Annotated in this window: 17 protein-coding genes; 12 read left to right on the top strand and 5 right to left on the bottom strand. The window is 35.4% G+C overall.

Translation table 11 applies throughout. The annotated features are described in order from the left end of the window. The first annotated feature begins 139 nt into the window (after positions 1 to 139). Positions 140 to 1,114, top strand: a complete 975-nt coding sequence (locus ABTV69_RS15685) for a GNAT family N-acetyltransferase (protein ID WP_433830374.1) — start codon at positions 140 to 142, stop codon at positions 1,112 to 1,114. Between the two features lie 100 nt (positions 1,115 to 1,214). Here ABTV69_RS15685 and ABTV69_RS15690 read toward each other — a convergent pair whose 3' ends face one another. Beyond that, positions 1,215 to 2,003: a polysaccharide lyase gene (locus ABTV69_RS15690; protein WP_433830376.1), complete on the bottom strand. Its 789-nt coding sequence runs from the start codon at positions 2,001 to 2,003 to the stop codon at positions 1,215 to 1,217. 313 nt (positions 2,004 to 2,316) lie between these two features. On the opposite strand from ABTV69_RS15690, the gene ABTV69_RS15695 reads away from it, so the two are divergent. The 3 genes from ABTV69_RS15695 to ABTV69_RS15705 all read left to right on the top strand — a co-directional run bounded on the left by ABTV69_RS15695 (position 2,317) and on the right by ABTV69_RS15705 (position 7,981). Continuing rightward, positions 2,317 to 2,688 (top strand): DUF5713 family protein, encoded by a 372-nt coding sequence (locus ABTV69_RS15695; RefSeq protein WP_433830378.1) that lies wholly within the window; start codon positions 2,317 to 2,319, stop codon positions 2,686 to 2,688. Positions 2,689 to 3,006: 318 nt separating this feature from the next. After that, positions 3,007 to 5,280 carry a catalase/peroxidase HPI gene (gene katG / locus ABTV69_RS15700; RefSeq protein WP_433830380.1) on the top strand — a complete coding sequence of 758 codons (2,274 nt, stop codon included), beginning with the start codon at positions 3,007 to 3,009 and terminating at the stop codon, positions 5,278 to 5,280. Positions 5,281 to 5,488: 208 nt separating this feature from the next. Further along, positions 5,489 to 7,981, top strand: coding sequence for a cation-translocating P-type ATPase (locus tag ABTV69_RS15705; protein ID WP_433830382.1), 2,493 nt, complete (start codon positions 5,489 to 5,491; stop codon positions 7,979 to 7,981). Positions 7,982 to 8,515: 534 nt separating this feature from the next. On the opposite strand, the gene ABTV69_RS15710 is transcribed toward ABTV69_RS15705, so the two are convergent. From ABTV69_RS15710 to ABTV69_RS15720, 3 genes are all read right to left on the bottom strand, one after another. Further along, positions 8,516 to 9,391, bottom strand: a complete 876-nt coding sequence (locus tag ABTV69_RS15710) for a helix-turn-helix domain-containing protein (RefSeq protein ID WP_433830384.1) — start codon at positions 9,389 to 9,391, stop codon at positions 8,516 to 8,518. A gap of 2 nt (positions 9,392 to 9,393) precedes the next feature. Continuing rightward, the gene (locus ABTV69_RS15715; protein ID WP_433830386.1) at positions 9,394 to 9,840 is read right to left on the bottom strand and encodes a nucleoside deaminase; all 447 of its coding nucleotides are present in this window, start codon (positions 9,838 to 9,840) and stop codon (positions 9,394 to 9,396) included. Positions 9,841 to 9,999: 159 nt separating this feature from the next. Continuing rightward, entirely contained in the window at positions 10,000 to 10,365 is a 366-nt protein-coding gene (locus ABTV69_RS15720) for a DsrE family protein (RefSeq protein ID WP_433830388.1), read from the bottom strand. Positions 10,366 to 10,604: 239 nt separating this feature from the next. Here ABTV69_RS15720 and ABTV69_RS15725 point away from each other — a divergent pair, with 239 nt between their 5' ends. From ABTV69_RS15725 to ABTV69_RS15760, 8 genes are all read left to right on the top strand, one after another. Next, on the top strand, positions 10,605 to 11,693 hold the full coding sequence (locus tag ABTV69_RS15725; RefSeq protein WP_433830390.1) for an NADH:flavin oxidoreductase: 1,089 nt from the start codon (positions 10,605 to 10,607) through the stop codon (positions 11,691 to 11,693). A 335-nt stretch (positions 11,694 to 12,028) separates the two neighbouring features. Next, the gene (gene dcuC, locus ABTV69_RS15730; RefSeq protein ID WP_433830392.1) at positions 12,029 to 13,396 is read left to right on the top strand and encodes a C4-dicarboxylate transporter DcuC; all 1,368 of its coding nucleotides are present in this window, start codon (positions 12,029 to 12,031) and stop codon (positions 13,394 to 13,396) included. Positions 13,397 to 13,409: 13 nt separating this feature from the next. Continuing rightward, the gene (iadA, locus tag ABTV69_RS15735) at positions 13,410 to 14,561 is read left to right on the top strand and encodes a beta-aspartyl-peptidase (RefSeq protein ID WP_433830394.1); all 1,152 of its coding nucleotides are present in this window, start codon (positions 13,410 to 13,412) and stop codon (positions 14,559 to 14,561) included. 6 nt (positions 14,562 to 14,567) lie between these two features. Then, the gene (locus ABTV69_RS15740; RefSeq protein ID WP_433830396.1) at positions 14,568 to 15,911 is read left to right on the top strand and encodes a hypothetical protein; all 1,344 of its coding nucleotides are present in this window, start codon (positions 14,568 to 14,570) and stop codon (positions 15,909 to 15,911) included. A 5-nt stretch (positions 15,912 to 15,916) separates the two neighbouring features. Continuing rightward, entirely contained in the window at positions 15,917 to 17,455 is a 1,539-nt protein-coding gene (locus ABTV69_RS15745) for a M14 family zinc carboxypeptidase (RefSeq protein WP_433830398.1), read from the top strand. A 7-nt stretch (positions 17,456 to 17,462) separates the two neighbouring features. Next, positions 17,463 to 18,746 carry a hypothetical protein gene (locus ABTV69_RS15750; protein WP_433830400.1) on the top strand — a complete coding sequence of 428 codons (1,284 nt, stop codon included), beginning with the start codon at positions 17,463 to 17,465 and terminating at the stop codon, positions 18,744 to 18,746. Between the two features lie 10 nt (positions 18,747 to 18,756). Next, positions 18,757 to 19,524, top strand: a complete 768-nt coding sequence (locus tag ABTV69_RS15755; RefSeq protein ID WP_433830402.1) for a lamin tail domain-containing protein — start codon at positions 18,757 to 18,759, stop codon at positions 19,522 to 19,524. Positions 19,525 to 19,599: 75 nt separating this feature from the next. Further along, positions 19,600 to 20,013, top strand: coding sequence for a putative quinol monooxygenase (locus ABTV69_RS15760; protein WP_433830404.1), 414 nt, complete (start codon positions 19,600 to 19,602; stop codon positions 20,011 to 20,013). A 19-nt stretch (positions 20,014 to 20,032) separates the two neighbouring features. On the opposite strand, the gene eptA is transcribed toward ABTV69_RS15760, so the two are convergent. Then, complete coding sequence (gene eptA, locus ABTV69_RS15765; protein WP_433836718.1) at positions 20,033 to 21,553, bottom strand: phosphoethanolamine--lipid A transferase EptA; 1,521 nt, start codon at positions 21,551 to 21,553, stop codon at positions 20,033 to 20,035. Positions 21,554 to 21,625: the final 72 nt, after the last annotated feature.

Here is a 21,625-nt window from a genome sequence, read left to right on the forward strand (position 1 = left end):
GATCACTAATCTTAAAACGATAGAAAAGACACAGATGCGTAATGCAAAAAATGCATTAACAAATAATAAAATAGCATTTTTATGCATTAGGTTTTTATCTAGTTTTACTTTTCGAAAGCACAACTGCAAAAGACACAAAATGATAACGACCCAAAACCTATTAATAAGACCGTATAATCTAGAAGATTCAGAGTCCTTTTTTAAAAGTCTTGCCGATAATCGAGAGCATTTGTTTGACTACTTCGCTAACATGATAAAAGTGAATGATAGCTTAGAATCGACTAAGAAATATTTGGAGCAGAAAGAAAAAGATTGGCAAGAAAACAAAAGCTATGCTTGCGGCATATTTTTACAAGAAAATAATGAACTTATAGGTCATATTTCGGTTAGAGAAATCGATTGGAGAGTTCCAAAAGGCGAATTGGCTTATTTTATTTTTAAAAAATTTAATGGAAATAATTATGCCGTTGAAGCTTTAAATGCGTTTAAAAATTGGTGTTTTGCAAACAAGAAGTTCAATAGACTTTTCATGAAAATTGCAGAAGAAAACACCGCAAGTATAAAAGTTGCCGAACGTTCTGGATTTGCCAATGAAGGACTTTTAAAGAAGGATTACAAAAAAAGAGAAGAAGAGCTGACAGATATGAAAATTTACGGCTATACAGAAGATTTGAAGCTTGTAAGAACCAATTCTCAAAATGCAGATTTCGCCAGCTTAATTGTAAAACTAGATGCAAACTTAGCAAGCCGAAATGGCGATATGCAGGAATATTTCAATCAATTTAATAAGGTCGATGCTATTAAACATGTTATAATAGCTTATATCAATGATAGTGCAGTGGGTTGTGGTGCTATAAAGCAATTTGATAGCAATTCTGTTGAGGTAAAACGTATGTTTGTTTCAGAGGAATACAGAGGAAGACGTGTAGCTTCTCAAATTTTACGCGAACTTGAAAATTGGGCTAAAGAATTAGGTTATACATCTGCGGTTTTAGAAACCAGTAACGTACAAATAGAAGCTGTCGCATTATATACTAAAACATATGCTGTTACTGAAAATTATGGACAATATGCCGGAATAGCAACAAGCATTTGCTTTAAAAAGCAATTATAAGAAGTTTTTAAACTAAAACAACTTCGATATTATAAAGCATAACATCGAAGTTGTAGGGTTTGTTTTTTCGGTTCAAATGTTTTTTAAAGTGTGTTAAACACTACAGTGCATCCCAAGATGCACTAGGATAGTAGATCGAACTTGTTACAGGAGCTTTCCAATACTCTTGACTTCCGCCACGGAAAGTATGTAAACTTACTGCATTCACATTTCGCTTAGCATCGTTAGTTACCCAACGAATTTTTTCGTTTAAAATCTCGGTACCGTTAACATAGTATTTTACGTATCCGTCCGTATTCGAACCTGTGTTTAATTTCACGGATATTTGGCAGTTGTACGTAACACCTTCTTGGATGTAATATTTTTTTCCGAAGTCATTACCATATTGTCCCGGCTGATCTCTATAATAAACATAAGGTTGCAAGTAAGCGCCACTTCCTTTAGCAGTACTAGATCCGTTGGGGCAATACCACATAAATCTAGCACTACCTCCGTTGCCGTCCCAAGCTGCATCGCCTCCTGTATTTTGGTCACCAATTAAAATACCGTATCCACATTTACCGCCTCGGCTCCAATAAAATCCGTTATTGAATTTCATTTGAAACCAAACCGTATAAACGCCTGTAGACCAAACGCCATAAGAGGTGCATAATCCGCCAGGGCAAGATAAGGTGTTGGTTTGTAATGTAATTGTTCTTGCGCCAGCTGTTCCTTTTGCTGTGGTGCTGCCTTCTAAAACGTTATTAGCAGAGAGTGTATCTTTGCTAGCCGCTTGTGGTATTTCTTTTTTAGCAGTTTGAGGCGTTTCTGGTTCTTGTTCCTTTTCGCAGGAATAAAATACTACTGCTGCAATTGCCAGCATCGAAGTTAATTTTAAGATTTTCTTCATTTTTTAAATTTTAAGGTTAGTAAACTAATAGTTAGTAAATAGATAGTAGATTAGTATTTGATACCGAAAGTGTAAAGTTGATTATTAATAATGTATACGAGGAGTAATAAAGTACGTTTTTACGTACACAGAAATACAGCGTACGTATTTACTATATAAATCAGCTTATTTTGGAAGTAAAAACTCGTAGCTGTTTTTTGAATATATTTGGGGAGCTAGTTATAAATATTCACAGTACAAATTTTAATACTCATTTTTTTTAAACATGAAATACTTTTTATTGATAGTAATTACTTTAATTTTTATTAGTTGTATGAAAAAAAATAACTTTTCAGATCTAAGGCAAGAGGACTTAAAAAATGAAAAGGTTAGGAAATATAGAATTTTGGAAGGAATGTATAATGATTCTTATTTTCCGAAAAAATCTGTTGATAAGGTAAAAGCAGTTTTGTTGGAATTTTGCTTCAATATAGAAAAAAGTAAACCCAAGAATCTTGAACAATTATATGAATTGTCTCATACTGCGACTGGAAAAATTAATGATCTACAAGAGGATTTCTATCAAAATGAGAGCGAAATTGAAACAGTAGCAAGAGAAGTAATCGCACTCGATTTTGAGTTTATTTCTAAATCTTATGGTTTTAAGGCAGATGAGGAAGAACTAATTTCGAATAGAGATTGGTAAAAACATATAGCCTTAAAAAATTTAAAAGCCTATTTCTTCTGAAATAGGCTTCTTTATTGTCTAATGCATTAATTTTCAAATCATTTTATATTAGATTAAAATAAATTGATTTATTTTTAATTAAATTTATAGGACTATTACTGTAAAAGCTTTTACTAGAGTAGGCTTTAATAGTTTTTTAAAAGCATCATAAGGATTATCAGTTGTTGTGATTATTAAAATAGATTTCATCTATTCCGTAAGTGTTATTTATGATTCACTGTCGGAATTTTCTCTTTCATTAGTTTGTAATTTAGTCAAAAATAAAATATTTCAACTATGGACAATCAATCAAATGACATCAGCAAATGCCCTTTTCATAATGGGAGCATGGACAAGCAAGCCGCAGCAGGTACGAAAAATCGTGACTGGTGGCCTAAACAGTTAAAGGTAAATATCTTGAGACAAAATTCAGCATTGTCAGATCCGCTGGATAAAGATTTTAATTATGCAGAAGCTTTTAAAAGTTTGGATCTTGAGGCAGTAAAAAAAGATTTACATGCTCTAATGACTGATTCACAAGATTGGTGGCCTGCTGATTTTGGTCACTATGGAGGGCTTTTCATAAGAATGGCTTGGCACAGTGCTGGTACTTATAGAGTTCATGATGGACGAGGTGGTGCAGGAGCGGGCCAGCAGCGATTTGCGCCTCTAAATAGTTGGCCTGATAATGTAAGCCTTGACAAAGCGAGAAGATTGCTTTGGCCAATTAAACAAAAATACGGACAAAAAATTTCTTGGGCAGATTTATTGATCTTAACAGGAAACGTAGCATTAGAATCGATGGGCTTTAAAACATTTGGTTTTGCTGGAGGACGCGCCGATGTTTGGGAAGCCGATGAATCTGTGTATTGGGGATCTGAAACTACATGGCTAGGTGGTGACGAACGCTATAAAGACGGTTCTGAAGGTGTTCCTAAAGATCATGGTGTGGTTTCATCCGATGACGATGCAGATGGACAAATTCATAGTAGAAATCTTGAAAAACCACTTGCAGCAGTGCAAATGGGACTTATATATGTAAATCCAGAAGGGCCAGACGGAAATCCTGATCCTATAGCGGCAGCCAAAGATATTAGAGATACTTTTGGACGAATGGCAATGAATGATGAAGAAACGGTAGCGCTAATTGCTGGAGGACATACTTTTGGTAAAACTCATGGAGCAGCTTCATCAGATCATGTGGGAGCTGAACCTGAAGCGGCAGGTTTAGAATCGCAAGGATTTGGATGGCACAACAGTTATGGTTCGGGAAAAGCTGGCGATGCCATTACAAGCGGACTTGAAGTTACTTGGACAACAACTCCAACAAAATGGAGCAATAACTTTTTCGAGAATTTATTTGCTTTTGAATGGGAACTTTCAAAAAGTCCGGCAGGTGCACATCAATGGGTAGCAAAAAATGCAGAAGCGATTATTCCTGATGCTTTTGATGCCAATAAAAAGCACCTTCCAACCATGTTAACTACAGATTTATCATTAAGATTAGACCCAGCTTACGAGAAAATATCACGTCGTTTTTTAGAAAATCCTGACGAATTTGCAGATGCTTTTGCTAGAGCATGGTATAAATTAACACATCGTGATATGGGGCCACGTGCCTTATATCTAGGTTCTGAAGTTCCTGCAGAAGAATTATTGTGGCAAGATCCAATTCCAGAAGTAAACCATACATTGGTAAATGATCAAGATGTAGCACAATTGAAAGAAAAAATACTTAATTCGGGATTAAGTTCGTCTCAACTTATTTCGACAGCTTGGGCATCGGCTTCTACTTTTAGAGGTTCTGATAAACGCGGTGGAGCAAATGGTGGTCGCATTAGACTAGCGCCACAAAAGGACTGGGAAGTAAATAATCCAGCGGGGCTTAAACTGGTTTTAGATAAATTAGAAGCGATTCAAAAAGAATTTAATGATGCAAATGAGGGTAAAAAAGTTTCATTGGCCGATTTGATAGTGCTAGGAGGATCTGCTGCAGTTGAGAAAGCAGCAAAAAATGCAGGATCATCAGCCACTGTACCTTTTTCACCTGGCCGTATGGATGCGTCAGCAGAGCAGACAGATGTGGAATCTTTTGGATATTTAGAACCAAAAGCTGATGGTTTTAGAAATTATAGAAAGACAAAATCAGCTGTTTTGACAGAAGAACTTCTAATAGACAAAGCGCATTTATTGACCCTTACTGCTCCAGAATTAACAGTTCTTTTAGGTGGTCTTCGCGTTTTGGATATTAATGCTGATGGTAGTAAAAATGGTGTCTTTACCAATAGACCGGGGCATTTAACCAATGATTTTTTTGTCAATTTATTGGATATGAATACAAAATGGCAATCAGTTTCTAATGATCAAGAGCTTTATGCAGGAAACGACAGAAGCACTGGGCAGCCAAAATGGATAGGAACACGTGCTGATCTTGTTTTTGGTTCAAACTCAGAATTGAGAGCAATTGCAGAAGTATATGCTGCTGCAGATGCACACGAAAAATTTGTACATGATTTTATTGCAGCATGGACTAAAGTTATGAATCTAGACAGATTTGACTTGAAAAAATAATCCAGCTGAAAATAGCAATTTTAAAAAGACGCCAGTAATGGCGTTTTTTTTTATTATATTTTTAAATAAAATTAGAAACGCAAATAAAATGGATAAATTGGTTTCAAATCGTAAAATGAAACTGAAAAGATGATATTTGTTAGCCTTAAGTTTAAAGCGATGCTTTATTTTTATAGAAGCAATTACGCTTTTATTTAGTAGAAATTACATGGAGTTAAACAAGCAGGAATTAAACGGACTAAGTTTTGAAGAGGTTACTGAATCCAGAAAGAAATTCGGTACCAATAAGTATTTCTATAAAATAGAAAATCGATTTTTGGCTTTCTTCAAAAATGTTTTTGCAGAACCAATGGTATTATTGCTGTTTGCTGCCTCAGGAATATATTTTATTAATAAACAGTATAGTGATGGTTTATTTCTATTGATTTCCATTTTATTGATAATGGCCATATCGCTTTATCAGGAGAGAAGAAGCCAAAATGCTTTAGCCAAATTAAAAGAATTTATCGAGCCTTTATGCACTGTGATTCGTGATGGAGAACATCAAAGCATTAAAACGCAGGATATTGTTGTAGACGATTTGGTGATAGTAGAAGAAGGAGCGCTTGTTCCTGCTGATGGTGTAATTGTTCAAGCGAATGATTTTTCTGTAAATGAAGCCATACTTACAGGAGAATCGATGGCGCTTTTTAAAGACAGTAATCAAGAAGATAATAAAGTTTTTTCGGGAACTACCGCTGTCAGTGGATTGGCCATAGTTAAAGTAACTGAAATTGGAAATCAAACACGATTAGGCAAAATAGGAAGCAGTTTGCAATCCATAGCCGAAGAAAAAACGCCTTTAGAAATACAGATTGGGAATTTTGTAAAAAAAATGATTTTTGCAGGTGCACTGGTTTTCATATTGGTGTGGATTTTAAATTATTTAAAAATTGGCATTGTGCTCGAAAGCCTTTTATTGGCGCTAACGCTTGCAATGAGTATTCTTCCAGAAGAAATTCCGGTTGCTTTTGCCACATTTATGGCGCTTGGCGCTCGTAGACTTATGAGCAATGGCATTGTGGTAAAACAAATGAAAACTGTAGAAACATTAGGCAGTGCTACCATAATCTGTACAGACAAAACGGGAACCATTACGCAAAACAAAATGGATTTGGCTGGACTTTATCTTTCTTCGGGTTCAGAAGCGGAGATTACCAGGTTTAAAGAATCAGAAGAAACAGAAGAACTTCTTACCATTGCCATGTGGGCGAGCGAACCAATTCCTTTTGATCCTATGGAAATTGCGCTTCATGATACTTATAAGAAGTTTGCAGAAGAAGATAAAACAAGCTATTTCAAGATGACGCATGAATATCCATTATCGGGCAAACCTCCCATGATGACGCATATATTTGAGGATACAACTGGCAATCGTATTATTGCCGCAAAAGGAGCCCCTGAAGCTATATTGGCAGTCTGCAGTCTTTCTGAGCAAGAAAGAGAGAAAGCGATAGCTGCAATGGATAAGCTAACCGGTAAAGGTTATCGAGTTTTAGGTGTTGCCGAAGGAAATTGGGAAGGGAATAATTATCCGGAAAAACAGCAAGAGATTCCATTTACATTTAAAGGATTGGTTGCTTTTTATGATCCGCCAAAAGAGAATATTGCTCAGGTGCTGCAGTCTTTTTATAAAGCTGGAATTGCGGTTAAGATTATTACAGGAGACAATGTACGCACGACAAATGCTATTGCACAGCAGATTGGTTTTGTAGGCTACGAAAAGGCGATTACAGGAGATGAATTGATGAAATTAAGTGATGAAGAACTTCAAAGTTGCGTAATGGATATTAATGTCTTTAGCCGAATGTTTCCTGATGCAAAATTGAGAATCGTAAATGCTTTGAAAGCATGCGGACAAATTGTAGCCATGACAGGTGACGGAGTAAACGATGGTCCTTCTCTAAAAGCGGCCCATATTGGAATTGCAATGGGAAAAAAAGGAACTGCAATAGCCAAAGATGCAGCATCGCTTATTCTTACCGAAGATGATCTTTCTAAAATGGTAGATGCAGTTGCTATGGGAAGAAGGATTTACACCAACTTAAAAAAGGCAATTCAATACATTATCTCGATACACATTCCGATCATCTTGATTGTATTTCTGCCGCTTGCTTTGGGATGGATTTATCCTAATATATTTAGTCCGCTTCATGTCATTCTTCTCGAACTTATTATGGGCCCCACTTGTTCTATCATATACGAAAACGAACCTGCAGAAGCCAATATTATGCAAAAAGAACCGCGAAGATCAAGTGCCGTTTTTTTTAATATAAAAGAACTCATTACTAGTGTTTTGCAAGGTGTTATGATAACTATTGGTTTACTGTTTGCTTATCAATGGGCGGTTCACAATCAATGGAATGAAAATGTAACACGCAGTATGGTTTTCCTTACGCTGATAGCTTCCAATATTGTGCTTACGCTAGTAAATCGATCTTTTTATTACTCTTTATGGACAACACTCCGCTATAAAAACATTTTGGTTCCTAGCATTATAGGTATTACCATTTTCTTAACTGTACTGTTATTTGCTATTCCGTTTTTACGATCACTTTTTAATTTTGAACTCCTAACATTTTCACAATTAGCTTTTTGTATTACGATAGGTTCTGTTGCAGTATTGTGGTTTGAAGCGGTTAAATATTTTAGAAGAAAGTAAAGAAAAAAAGGCCGTCTCATTTTATGGAGACAGCCTTCGATATTTAATCTTTTAAACCAAGATAAGTTTTTGCAGAAGCATAATCTGACCAATTTACTACAGAACGAGATGTTGCTTTTACACTTCCAGGAATGATCATATATCTATATTGGTAAGTTTTCTTTCCAGCATTATTGGTGAAAGAACTTACATCTGAATTACTATTAGATTTGAAGCTCTTTTGGCAATACAGTTAGATCTATATAAAGACCAGAACTGCTGCTATAATAAGGTATAGAATAGATAATTGGGTCGCTTGCAGTACCAGAATTAATATATACTCTAATATCAGCAGTGCCTAGCAATTCAGCAGTAAGATTAGGTGCATTGATGGTGCCGTAATAACCTAATATTATAATTTCACCACCAGAGCTAAGTTCTGTATCGGCGCTTTGTACAGTTAAATCTCGAGAAGATGTATCTTTTTATGAAGATGTTTTTAAGGTAGAATTCCATACCAAATCAAATTGTATGGAAAAGCAATTTTGAGATAAATTACGCTCCTCTATTAAAGCCAATTGTATCTCTGTACAATTGCGGTGATATGTCGGTTTTGGTTTTAAAAACTCGGCTAAAATAATATTCATCATCATAACCCAGTTCGAATGCAATTTCTTTTACCGTTTTATCTGTTAAGTACAATTCTCTTTTTGCTTCAACAATTATTCTTTCGGTTATTAAGTCAGAAAGAGTCATATTAAAATGATTTTTTGCAGCACGCGCCAAAACAACTGGCGTTACATGCAGCATATCGGCATATTCGCTGGCTGAATGTTTTGTTCTAAAATTATCTTCAATGGCATTTCTTAGATTTTGTATCATAAGAAGCTGTTTTTCGCTTCCATTAACTTCTTTGATAGATTGCTGCTCAAGTTTTATTCTAGTAGCAAAAACGAGGAATATTTTGAGATAAGAAACCAAAACTTCATCTTTTCTTAAAGCTTCTGTTTTTAGCTCATTGACAATTTCTCTAACGATATTCATCAATGTTTGTTTGTTGCTTTCGTCAAGAAAAATAAAAGGCTGCTGATAAACATTATTAAACAAAATTCCATTTGAAGCAATTTCTTTATGATGTCTGTATATGCAAAAGAAATCGTGATGAAACTGAATCGAAATACCAACCAAAGCTCCTTCAGAAGCAAGCATAAAAGGCTGATAAGGATAAAAAGCAAATAAAGTGTTTTCTTTAAACGAATACTCGCAAAGATCAACTTTGGCTAATCCTTCGCCAGATGTAATTATGATTATAGTAAAATAATTATTGCGCTGAATGTGATCAAAGTAACTGCTATTATCAAACTCAAATACTTTGAATGATAAATTCCCATTTTGCTGATTAATAAGCGTATGTACAGATTGTGATAACATGCTTATTTGCTTTTGCTTAATAATTCTAAAAATTGTGCATTAAGTTCATTGCATTCATCAACACAAACATCGCCAATTATCTTAGGTTTGTTTCCCCATTTAGGAACATCTTCTGTTGCTAGAACATTATATTTTGAAGTATTTCCGCCTACATAAGCAACAGACGTACCATATATAATTTCGGCAATTTTATGATGACGAATCATATAAGAACACATAATGCAAGGTTCATGTGTCGTATACATGCTTGATAAATGCAATTTGTCTGAATATCCATTTTTTAAAGCATCTCGAACAGCTAATATTTCGGCATGATTGGTAATGTCTCCAGTAGATTTTCCAGATTCGATACCCGTTCCAATTACTTTTCCATCAAGCACAATTAGTGCTCCAACAGGTGGATTACCATCTTCTAGAGCGCTTTTTGCTAAATTTAAACACTGGTTCATATAATATTGAAAATTATCTTGCATATTGTATTGCTTAATTGATTTTTACGAAATGTTCAGCTTTGCTAAATTACTCAAAAAGTAAAGATTTTGATAGCTTGCCTATATTCTAAATTGCAACTGCCTTCCAAGGAAAATAAGACAGTTGCAATTATGGTTTTAGAAAATCAAAATATCGTAACCTTCTTTTTTTAGATTAACAAAACTCGGAAGACCAGGAGTTCCCGGTACTTGGTTGTCGTTTAGCAATTCATAGCCAGATACTTCTGTACCAAATACTGTAACGCATCCTTTGGAAAGTCCGTGAACATGATCTTTTACTTCTTTGTAAAGGGCATTAACAGGATGTTCCGGTTTTTCTAGCTGTTCTGGCCATCTTATTCCTGTGCCTTGAAAAATAATTTTTACATCTTCTCCTTCGTGTTTGAATTCGTATGCCGATGCTAAAGCATTGAATACACGTCCTAAAGCTTCTTCTGAACCCGCTTTTGGATCAGATAGAATGATAATCGCTGTTTTTTTCATTTTGAATGTTTTTTATTAACAAGGCAAAGATCTAGCGAGAATGCCAGCTAAAGAATGGAGGAAATTTACTTTATGATGGAGAATTTTTTCGTTCAAAATTTTCCATCCAAATCTTTCTGGCATTAGGTTCAAAACATCCATTATAAAGTAAAAAACGTCCATTATTCATGAATCATTATCTCGGCAATTTTGCATCAGAATAGTAATTCACATAAGTAAAACTTTAAAAAATAAACAATATGTCTGTTTCCGATTTATTTAAACCGCTAACACTATTACATGGTCCAGCAATGAGAAATCGTTTTATGCTTGCTCCATTAACCAGCCAGCAAAGTGATTTTGATGGTACTGCTTCTGAATTTGATCAATATTGGATGGAACAGCTTTCACAAGGCGGTTATGGCTTAATTCAAACAAGTGCTTCTACTGTAGAAGCTGGCGGGATAGCATTTGAGCGACAATTGGGTATTCACAGTGATCATCATTTACCAGGACTTTCCAAAATAGCATCGGTTATTCGAGACCGCGGTGGGTTGTCAGCAGTGCAATTGCATCATGCGGGACATCGCGCAAAGCCTTCAATTGGCGGAATACCAGCTCCTGCGTCGAGTAAAACAATAGAAGGAGTCAAATCAATTACTACCGAAGAAGTAGAACGAATTCGGGACAGTTTTATCGCCGCCGCAAAAAGAGCTCAGTTAGCAGGTTTTGATGGTGTATCTGTACACGGAGCTTTCGGATGGATTCTTTCAGAATTTTTATCTCCAAACTTAAACGATCGTACAGATAAGTATGGAGGAAATCTAGAAAATCGTGCCCGTTTTACTATAGAAGTTATTGAAGGAATTCGCAAAGCTTGCGGTCCCGATTTTCAAATAGGCTGGCGATTATCGATAGAACGTTACGGATTGCTTTTAGAAGAACTGAGAGAAGTAACCGCAGACATTTTTGATCGTGAACTAATTGATTATTTAGATCTTGCTTTATGGGATTCGGCTCAAATTGTGCGCGAAGGAACTTTTAAAGGAAAAACAATGTTAAGTGTTTTTACTGATCTTCCCCGTAAGGGAGTACGTTTAGGCGCAGCTGGAAAAATTATGAGTGCGCAGCGTGCGGGAGAACTTCTCGACGAAGGATGTGATTTTGTGCTTATCGCTCGTGCAGCAATTCTTCAAAGAGATTTTCCTCTTCAAGTAAAAGCAAATCCAATGTACGATAGCCCAGAATTGCCTGTATTGGCAGATTATTTACGACAAGGAGGATTAAGTGAACGTTTTATTGAAACCATGCGCGGATGGCAAACTTTTGTAAAAGCGGGGTCACTATAAATTTCTTTTTTGTTATCGAATGAATGCTTTTGTCATGGTAGTTGTTTGTAAAGAATAATTGTAAATGAAATCTGATTTTTTAATTCCGTGATATTTTTTAAGTGTTTTTATAATCAGTAGTTTGATTTTGTAGAGAATTAATGTGTGAGAAAAAAGCTCTTTTTTTTGATTTATTTTATAAAAATGTGCTTCTATTTTGATTTTAATTTAGAATAAAGACATTATTTGAGGTTTTATTTGAGTAATTTCTAATTCTTAGAAGACTGTTAAAATAAAATAAAAAAAATGCTAAATTTAATTCAAATATTTCTCTTGTCTTACATATGTAATTGTTTATGAATGAATTAGGCTTGGTTGTTAGTATTTTGTTTATAGCTGTTACAGCTTATCTGCTTGTGAAAAAGTACAATCCGCAAGCTGTTCTTCTTTTCATCGGATTATTGATGATTATCATTGCGCCTTTATTAAACTTCAAAGTTGCTCCAGTAGCTCAACCAACGGGTGTTTTTGTATTTGATTTATTTAAACGTTTACAGGAGTCATTGTCTGATAAAACTGCTAATGTGGGGCTCATGATTATGACAATTGGCGGATTTGTAGCCTATATGAAAGCAATTGGCGCTAGTGATGCTTTAGTGCATGTTGCGGTTAAGCCGCTAGCGATTTTTAAAAAATATCCCTATGTTGCAGCTTCTATAGTAATACCTATTGGTCAGGTTCTATTTATTTGCACACCATCAGCAACGGGACTTGGTTTATTATTGGTAGCCTCATTTTTTCCAATACTTATTTCGTTGGGTGTAAGCAGAGTTTCTGCTGTCGCTGTCATTTCTGCCTGTACTGTTTTTGATATGGGACCTGCATCTGCAAATACCGCGCGAGCCTCTCAGCTGTTGGATATGCATAATGTAGAATACTTTCTGAAGTATCAGCTGCCTCTTGTAATTCCGATGACTACACTTCTTATGATTGTGTATTTTTTTGTAAACCGATATTATGATCAAAAATTGCCGCCAGAACATCATGAAAAATATAATCCAGATGAGATTGTTTTAAAAACACCTTTGATTTACGCTGTATTGCCTGTTTTACCATTATTACTTTTAATTATTTTTTCTCCAATCATACACATTTTAAGTGATCCTGTTCATCTAGACACTACAACAGCTATGTTGATTTGTTTAATTATTACGATGATAATGGAAATGATTAGGTTGCGAAATATAAAAGACGTTTTTGAATCGTTTAAAATATTTTGGGAAGGAATGGGAAAAGTGTTCGCATCTGTAGTTACTCTAATTGTTTGCGCAGAAATATTTGCAAACGGTTTAATATCACTTGGGTTTATTAATAGTTTAACGAATGTTTCAATGAGTTTAGGACTAGGAATCGTGGGTATTGGAATATTAATGACCATTATAATTTTTCTAGCGTCTATACTTATGGGCAGCGGTAATGCTTCTTTCTTTTCTTTTTCGCCGCTTGTTCCTGGTATCGCCGCCAAATTTAATACATCAGCTGCAGGAATTATTCTGCCGATGCAGCTTTCGTCAAGCATGGGAAGAGCTGTATCGCCAATTGCCGGCGTAATCGTTGGTATTGCAAAAATTGCGGATGTCCAGCCAATGGATCTGGCCAAGCGCAATACAATTCCCATGTGTGTAGGTTTATTGTTTATGCTTGTGTTTCATTATTTTATTTAAAAAATAAATAAAGATGTTTAAACTAATAAAAAATTCAGTCCTATATGCTCCAGAATCAGTAGGGAAAAAAGATATCCTGATTTGCGGAGAGAAAATCGCATTGATTGATGATCATCTAAGTCTGAATCTTCCCGATCTTGAGATTATTGACGCCAACGGAAAAATAGTAACTCCGGGTTTTATAGACCAGCATGTGCACATTACAGGCGCAGGAGGTAAGCATGGTTTTCATTCGCTTACACCAGAAATTACTTTGAGTGAGTTTATTAGCTGCGGAACAACAACTGTAGTTGGATTGCTAGGTACTGATGGCGCTACTAAAAGTTTGAAATCGCTTTACGCGAAAACCAAAGCGCTAGACAACGAGGGAATTACAGCTTATATGCTTACCAGCTATTTTGGTCTGCCTCCAATTACAATGATGGGCACAGTCCTAGAAGATATGCTGTTTATAGATAAAGTATTAGGATGCAAAGTAGCACTTAGCGATGAGCGCTCGTCTTTTCCAACAGCAAAAGAACTGCTCGCTATTTTGAAAGATGTGCATGTAGGCGGTCTTACATCAGGCAAAAAAGGAATTATGCACGTGCATCTTGGAGCGCTCAAAACGCATATGCAGTTATTGCTCGATTTGGTCGAACAGTACGATTTTCCAATTAGAAATATATCGCCAACCCATGTGGGCAGAACAGCTCCTTTATTTGAAGAAGCCATTCGTTTTGCCAAACTAGGAGGCATGATTGATATCACTACAGGCGGAACAAAATTTGACGAACCTTACAAACAAGTGCTTTATGCGCTTAAAAAAGGTGTTCCGATGGAGAATATGACTTTCAGCAGTGACGGAAATGCTGGTTTAGGAGTCAACGATAAAGACGGTAATTTGATAGGCTTTAAAAAAGCGCCTATTGATCTGAATTTAATACAGGTACAAAAATTAGTAAAAGAAGCCAATATGCCAATAGGACAAGCTATTCAATTGGTTACATCAGGCCCTGCGCGTAACTTATCACTCAAGTATAAAGGAAGCGTTTTTGTAGGAAGTGATGCCGATTTATGTCTGTTTGATTCTAATTTTGATTTGACCGACGTCATAGCTCGCGGAAGAGTAATGATGAAAGATAAGGAAATTCTAGTACGAGGAAGTTTTGAAAAGAAAGATTAGATAAATATGAAAATAAAACTATTCTTATTGCTGTTATTCTTCTCAAACTGCTACTTGGCAATGGCACAAGAAGATGACGAAATGGAGGTAAAGAACGACATTGATTCTGAGCAGACAGTTCAAACCGATGATACGTCTGAAGCCATGCGTTTGAAAAAAGGCTACGCACTAGGCGATGGATTGACTTTGGAGTCTGCGAGCACTTGGCTTAACTTCACGCAAAGTTTACAGCTATTGGCAGGCGTAAGTTCTACCGATGATTTTGATACTTATAGCTCAGAGTTTAATATGCGAAGAGCGAGATTCAATTTTAGAGGGACCTTATTTAATGAAAAAGTTTATGTAAGACTTCGTGTCAACTTAGTTGGAAATTATCAAAGTACTACAACAGGCTCACGTTCGTATAATGGTACATTGCAAGACGCATTGATAGAATATAGGCCAACTCCCAATCACCGTATCAACTTTGGGGTACGTGCCAATTACGACGATTCGCGTGAAGCTAGGATAGAAGGGGAATCACTCGGGTTTATTGAGAGAAGTGCTATTTCTACCGCTTTTGACCCAATATTTGATTATGGAATTCGATATTATGGAATATACCGTTTTGGAGGGAATGTACTAAAACCGTATGTTTCTGTTACTACAGGAGACGGAACTTCTGCCTTGCAAAAGAATTATGGCGGACTTCGATATGGTATTCGTTTAGATTATCTTCCTTTTGGAACTTTCACTAAAGGTGGCGAATATTTTATGGATGATTTAGTGCACGAACGTCTGCCAAAGTTAATTATTGGACCAACATTTAGCTACAATGACGGTATTAGCTCGGCAAAAGGCACAAACGGAGGAAGATATATTTACGGAGATGCCAATCAAAATGAACTCTTGCCAGATTTGATAAAAACAGGAATCGATTATATGTTCAAATACCGCGGTTGGTATTCTTTAGGCGAATATGTTTATACGCATGCCACAGTGCCATCTGGCATTGCAGGAGAATTTAGCACGAGCGGAAAATTTACGCCTTATACTGGGCAAACTCCAGAACAGATTGAAAAAACAGTGCTTAGCCGACTAAATGTTGGAAGCGGATTTAATGTGCAAGTAGGCTACTGCTTTAGCACATTTGCTTTATCTGGCAGATATTCTTATCTGGAAAATGATCCCAACTCGTCCAATTTTGCAGATATGAACCGCTATTATAGTTGTGTTGGAACATTTTATTTTAGCGGGCACAATTTAAAACTGCAGACAGAAGTAGGTTATCAGGAATACAAAGACATGCTGAAAACGCCTGATGTAAAAGGAAATATATACGGTCAAATAATGTTTACTATTCAATTATAGGGAAAATGAAAAAGTCACTATTAATTATCTTGTTTACAATCTGTTTTGTCTCGCTAATGCAGGGACAAACAGAAGATATTTATCAAAAATATTTTCCAGATCCGACACATGATATGCCAGTGCCTATTACAAAAGGCAATCCGGTGTTCAATTACTTTACGCAGTATAAAGATGTAATTGCATTTATTCAGGAATTGGCAGCCAAGCATTCAGATATCATGACGGTTGGTTCGATTGGAACAACTCAAAAAGGAAAAAACCAGCCAATGGTTTTATTGACTCGTAAAAGTAAAATTGCAGATCAAGATAAGCTGAGAGTTACTTTTATTGGCGGTATTCACGGTAACGAGCCTTTATCGACAGACGGAATGCTATATTTAATGTATTTGGTAACGAATGATCCTGCAAATACAGCTTTATTGGATAAAGTTATTCTGCAAGTCATACCAATGGTAAACGCAGATGGGCGAACTGCCGAAACTAGAGCAAGCAACAATAGCACCGATTTAAACAGAGATCTTACGATTCTGAACGCAAAAGAAAGCGTTAATCTGAAAATCGAAATTAACAAGTTTGATCCTCATGTGGTAATAGACTTTCATGAATTCTCGCCAGCTAGAATGGATTTCAGAGAATTGAATGATTGTTATACTTCGGCATATGATATTTTATTTCTCTATACAGGAAATCTAAATGTAGATCCAGCAATTCGAAGTATGGTTAAAAATGTATTTGTAGAACCTACCAAAACTTTTTTAATAGGTAAAGGCCGAAGAGTAGCTGATTATTGCACGACGTTTATGAAAGACAATCAAGTCTGGTTAAATATAGGAGGAATTGCTTCACGTTCGAGTGCAACCAACTATGCTTTGCAAAACAGGATTTCAATGCTAATGGAAATTCGCGGATTATCAGAAAAGGAAAAATCGGCTAAAAGGAGAATCGAAACTTCTGCTCTTACAGCCTTGTCTTATCTAAAAATAGCGCATGATAATGAGGCTGAAATAAAAGAGGTTGTTAAAACGGCAACCAAAAATGCTGTCGAAGGAACAAGACTTTCGGTAGTTACTTCAAAACCCGAAACAATTCAAAGAGATTATCATTTTGTAGATAAATGTAAAGTTTCTGATACGACGATTGTTTTTAATGCTAATTACAATGTCAATCAGACTCCTATTATAGAACGACCAAAACCAGGCGCATTTTTGATTTTTCCCGCATCTGAAAAAGCAAAAAAAGTACTTTCAGTGTCGGGCGTTTCGGTTAAAACAACAACACAGCCTTCTCAAATTAATGAAGCAGAACAATACTCTGTAAATGAAAATGGGCAAATAATTATTATAAAAGAGACCGTTTCTATACCAGAAGGTGCTCTTGTTATCGATTCTCAACAGGCCATGAGCAATGTAATAGCAGATCTCATAGAACCTGATGGTTCTAATTCTCTGTATACCAATAAAATTATCAGAAAGAAAAGCAAAGAAAATCTGATTCCGATATATCGTATATCTCGTGAACAATTATCTCAATTATCCACTAAATAATAACAGCATGAAATTAAAATACTCCCTGTTTATATTTTGCACATTAGCAATTGCTTCTCAATCGTTACGTGCGCAAGTGTCTGAGGTAGGAAAATCTGACTCAAATGTTCGTTATGTTGCAGGAGACGGAACATTTATAACGCTTAGCAAAAAAGACAAATTTGTTTTTAATATTAATGCCACGCTTCAGCCTGGTTTTCAGCTCAAGAGCGAAGACGTCGAAGATGTGACAACAAATACAGAACAGCTATCTCTTAACCTGGTGCGTCTTGGCTTGAATTTTTCGGCTTATGATAACAGACTTACTATGGCGATTTTATCTGATTTTACAGGTACAACCGGTATATTAGAAGGATGGATTGGATATGCCAGCAAGAATAAAAAATACAGATTGGTATTTGGCCAACGCCAAACTAACACTAATAACCGTCTTGCAATGGCAGATGAGAGATATGCTTCGGTAATGGCTCCAACCATTTCAGGAAAATCCAATGATGGAAGTATCTATGGCGGTTTGATGCAAAACTTTGTAGGTACAACTCGAGAAGGAGGTTTGTTTTTTGAAACCAATTTTAATATTAATAAAATGAGATTGTATCCGTCTGTATCCATTACTACAGGTGAAGGACAAAGTTTTTTTGATCCAGTAAGCAATTCTGGTTTAAAATACGGCGGAAGAATCGATTTGATGCCATTGGGAGATTTCATTAAAAATAATGCTTTTATTTCTCAAGATATTTATCGTGAACCAAAACCAAAACTTGCTATTGGTGTTGCAGAAAGTTATAATGTAAAAACTAGTAATTCTATAGGCGCGGGCAATGGTACTGTTTCTGGCATTTACGACGAAAATGGAGACGCAGCTTTTGCCAACTATAATAAATTTGTAGTAGATTTTATATTCAAGTATAACGGTTTTGCTTTTGTTGGAGAATATATGGATGCCTCGATCCATGGAAAAGATTTATTTACTGATGCAGCGGCTACTGTAAGGCTTACACCAGAAAATGCTTCTGCTAAATATAGTATGGGAAGCGCAATTAATCTTCAGTCTTCATATGTAACACATGATGGTTGGGCATTTGAAGGACGCTATTCTTATGTGAAACCAGAGTTTGATGTCGCAACATCGATCATTCAGACGCAACATTGGTATACTATGGCATTTAATAAATACATGATGAAAAACGCGTTGAAATTTGGAATTAATGCGACTTATATAGACCAAAACGGAACTGGTCAAAATAAAACAACGTGGATAAATAACCTTGCGGTACAAATTTCATTTTAAATTGACTGTTATGAAAGCACTAAAAATATTAGCGATTGCCTTATTGATGGCTGGATGCGACTCAAATATAGATTTTTCGGGACCAGCTCCAGAACCGCCATCACCAGACGAAGGAAAAGATCTTCTTATAACAGAAATAGCAACATTTATTAATACAGATGGTAATGCAGGAGGAGTAAGAAATCATTATGTTGAATTGTATAACGGTACGGGAAGCACGGCAGATTTGTCTAAATATGCAATTGGCTATCAGGCTACGACAGATGAAAGTACCTTGACGGATTGGAGTTTTACCAGCAGTTCAAATTATTTGCTATTGACCGGATCACTAGAAAAAGGGAAATGTTATGTTATAGCTTCTCCTCAAGCCAATGCAACTGCTGTAAAACGAGATATTGATTGGGGAACTACAAGCAGTGCCAATGCAGATGCAAGCAAGCCTTTGCAATTGAGCGGTAATAGCGGTATTGCTCTTCTAAAAAAAGATTCTGCAGGAAAATATACACTTAATGGTGAAACATACAGTATTATAGACTCCTTCGGAAGTCCGAATGTGGCACGTGTAACTTCAGGAGGAAGCAGCAGCAGCCGTAATAATTTTATGTGGACTATTGCAGGAGAAACTAAAGATACACGCAATAGAACAATTTGGAGAAAAGCAACTGTAAAAGATCCTAATCCAGATTGGGCTAAAGGTAAAGGAACTACCGCTAGTGATTCGGAGTGGAGCATTTCTGGTGACAGAGCTTGGGATTATACAAATCTGGGGCTTCGTTAGCATTAAGACTTATATAAATGTCGCATGGTTGAAAGCTGTTTCTGATGAAGACTATGAAAATGTAAATTGTTATTTATGAATATACTTTTTAAGAAAACAAACCTTTTATTGCTAGTATTTTTTTTCTCTATTGGAATAATGGGACAAAACAAAAATCAAATCGTTCGAATTGCTGAAATCGAAGTGTTTCCAGAATATCTGGACCAATATAAAGCAATACTCAAAGAAGAAGCCCAATTAGCCGTTCAAGTAGAGTCTGGGGTAATTGCCATTTTGCCTATGTTTAGAAAAGAAAATTCTCCCCAGATTAGAATTCTGGAAATTTATGCAGATAACGAATCCTATGAAGCGCATTTAAAAACACCACATTTTTTGCTCTACAAAAATTCTACTCTCAAAATGGTTAAATCTTTACAACTTATGGACATGGATGTTCTTGATTTAAAAACAATGCGTCTAATGTTTGCAAAGTATAGCGAGAAGAAATAAAAATCCATATTTACGCAAATTATTTAAAAATATTTAAATTTTCATCATGGATAGGACTTTCGATATTTAAGAACTTCAATACGCTGTGAAAAACATTCTGTTGTGAAAGCATCTGATTAGGTTTAAGCTTGATTGAATCATTAGAAACCCAAACAATAAAAGGAATTTCATACTGTTCTTTTGGCGCAATACTTAAAGGAAGACCATGCATGTAAAGATTTTTTTCTCCTAATGATTCCCCATGATCTGAAACAAACAACATTGTACTGTTGTACTCTTTTAATTGTTTTAAATCTTCAATTACATTATGTAAGATGTAATCGGTGTAAACAATAGTATTGTCGTAGGCATTTATTAATTCGGTTTGCGAACAATTTCCTAATTCTACGCTATTGCAGACTGGTTTGAATGTTTCAAATTGTGGCGGATATTTTTTGCTGTATGTTGGACCATGACTAGTGCTGGTATGCAGTATAATTAGTATTTTATCTTTTGTGCTTGCCAATATTTGTTCTTTTAATCCAGTCAAAAGAATTTCATCATAATTGCATGCTTCGCCTTTACAATTAGGCATTAGGTTTTCTCTTTTTTGATAATTTTTAATGTGTACAGGCGGTTCTCCCCAGTTTGTAGTTCTCCAAACAACATCTACATCATTACGATATAAATAATTAGGTAGAATCTCATAAAGATCATCGGTTTTTTTATAATCTAAAATAGCTTTTACGCCACCAGTAGTGTAGGTTGCAGAAGATGTAGCATTAAAATGATAGAGATTTTCGGTTTTAGAAAGATATGGGTTTGTATTCTTTTTATATCCGTATAAAGAAAAATTCTCACTTCGTGCTGATTCCCCAATAACTAAAATAACAACAGCTTTTTTATGGTCTTTTATAATGGCCTTTGGCAACAAAATTTCCTTTTCGTTTCTTTTATGTTTATGAATATAAAAGAGAGTAGTGTTTACAGAATACGACCAAGGCATTGCCAATCCTCCCAAAGTTTTAGAATTTTTATCAATCCAAAGCCAGTTTCCAGCATTTACAAATATTAGAACAAGAAGGAAAAGCAGTGTTAGCGAAAATGTCTTAAAAAACTTTTTAGCAGATACGTTTACAATTTTAGTTTTGATGATGTAAATGCTTGGTAAAATGCCTAAGAAAATAAGGTAAATGACCATTTTAATGGAGAAAAAACGACTTGATTCATCATAATTGGTATTCAATACATTGCCCACCATACTTTCGTCTATAATAATGCTGTAAGTATTTATAAAATAAATGGCTAATGCATTGATATTGAAAAATAGTATGAGCAGGAATTTTCCAAAGTATCGGGATATAAAGAGGAATAGGTAGAAAGCAAAGAAGTTTGCAGCAATCATCGCTACTACAAGACTAATAATAATTATTATTCCATTAAAACTTTTATAATCAATATTGCTAAACACAAAATTAAAGAAAGGAAAGTGAAAGAATAGAAAATTAATAAAACTCATTACCAGAGCAAAATGAGTAATTTCTAAATTGCATTTTAATATATGCTGCAATAATTTCATATAGCAAAATAATTATACCGATTAAAGATAACTAATATATCGTTTAGATTTTTA

The organism is Flavobacterium anhuiense, from assembly GCF_050990855.1.
Classification (GTDB): domain Bacteria; phylum Bacteroidota; class Bacteroidia; order Flavobacteriales; family Flavobacteriaceae; genus Flavobacterium; species Flavobacterium anhuiense_C.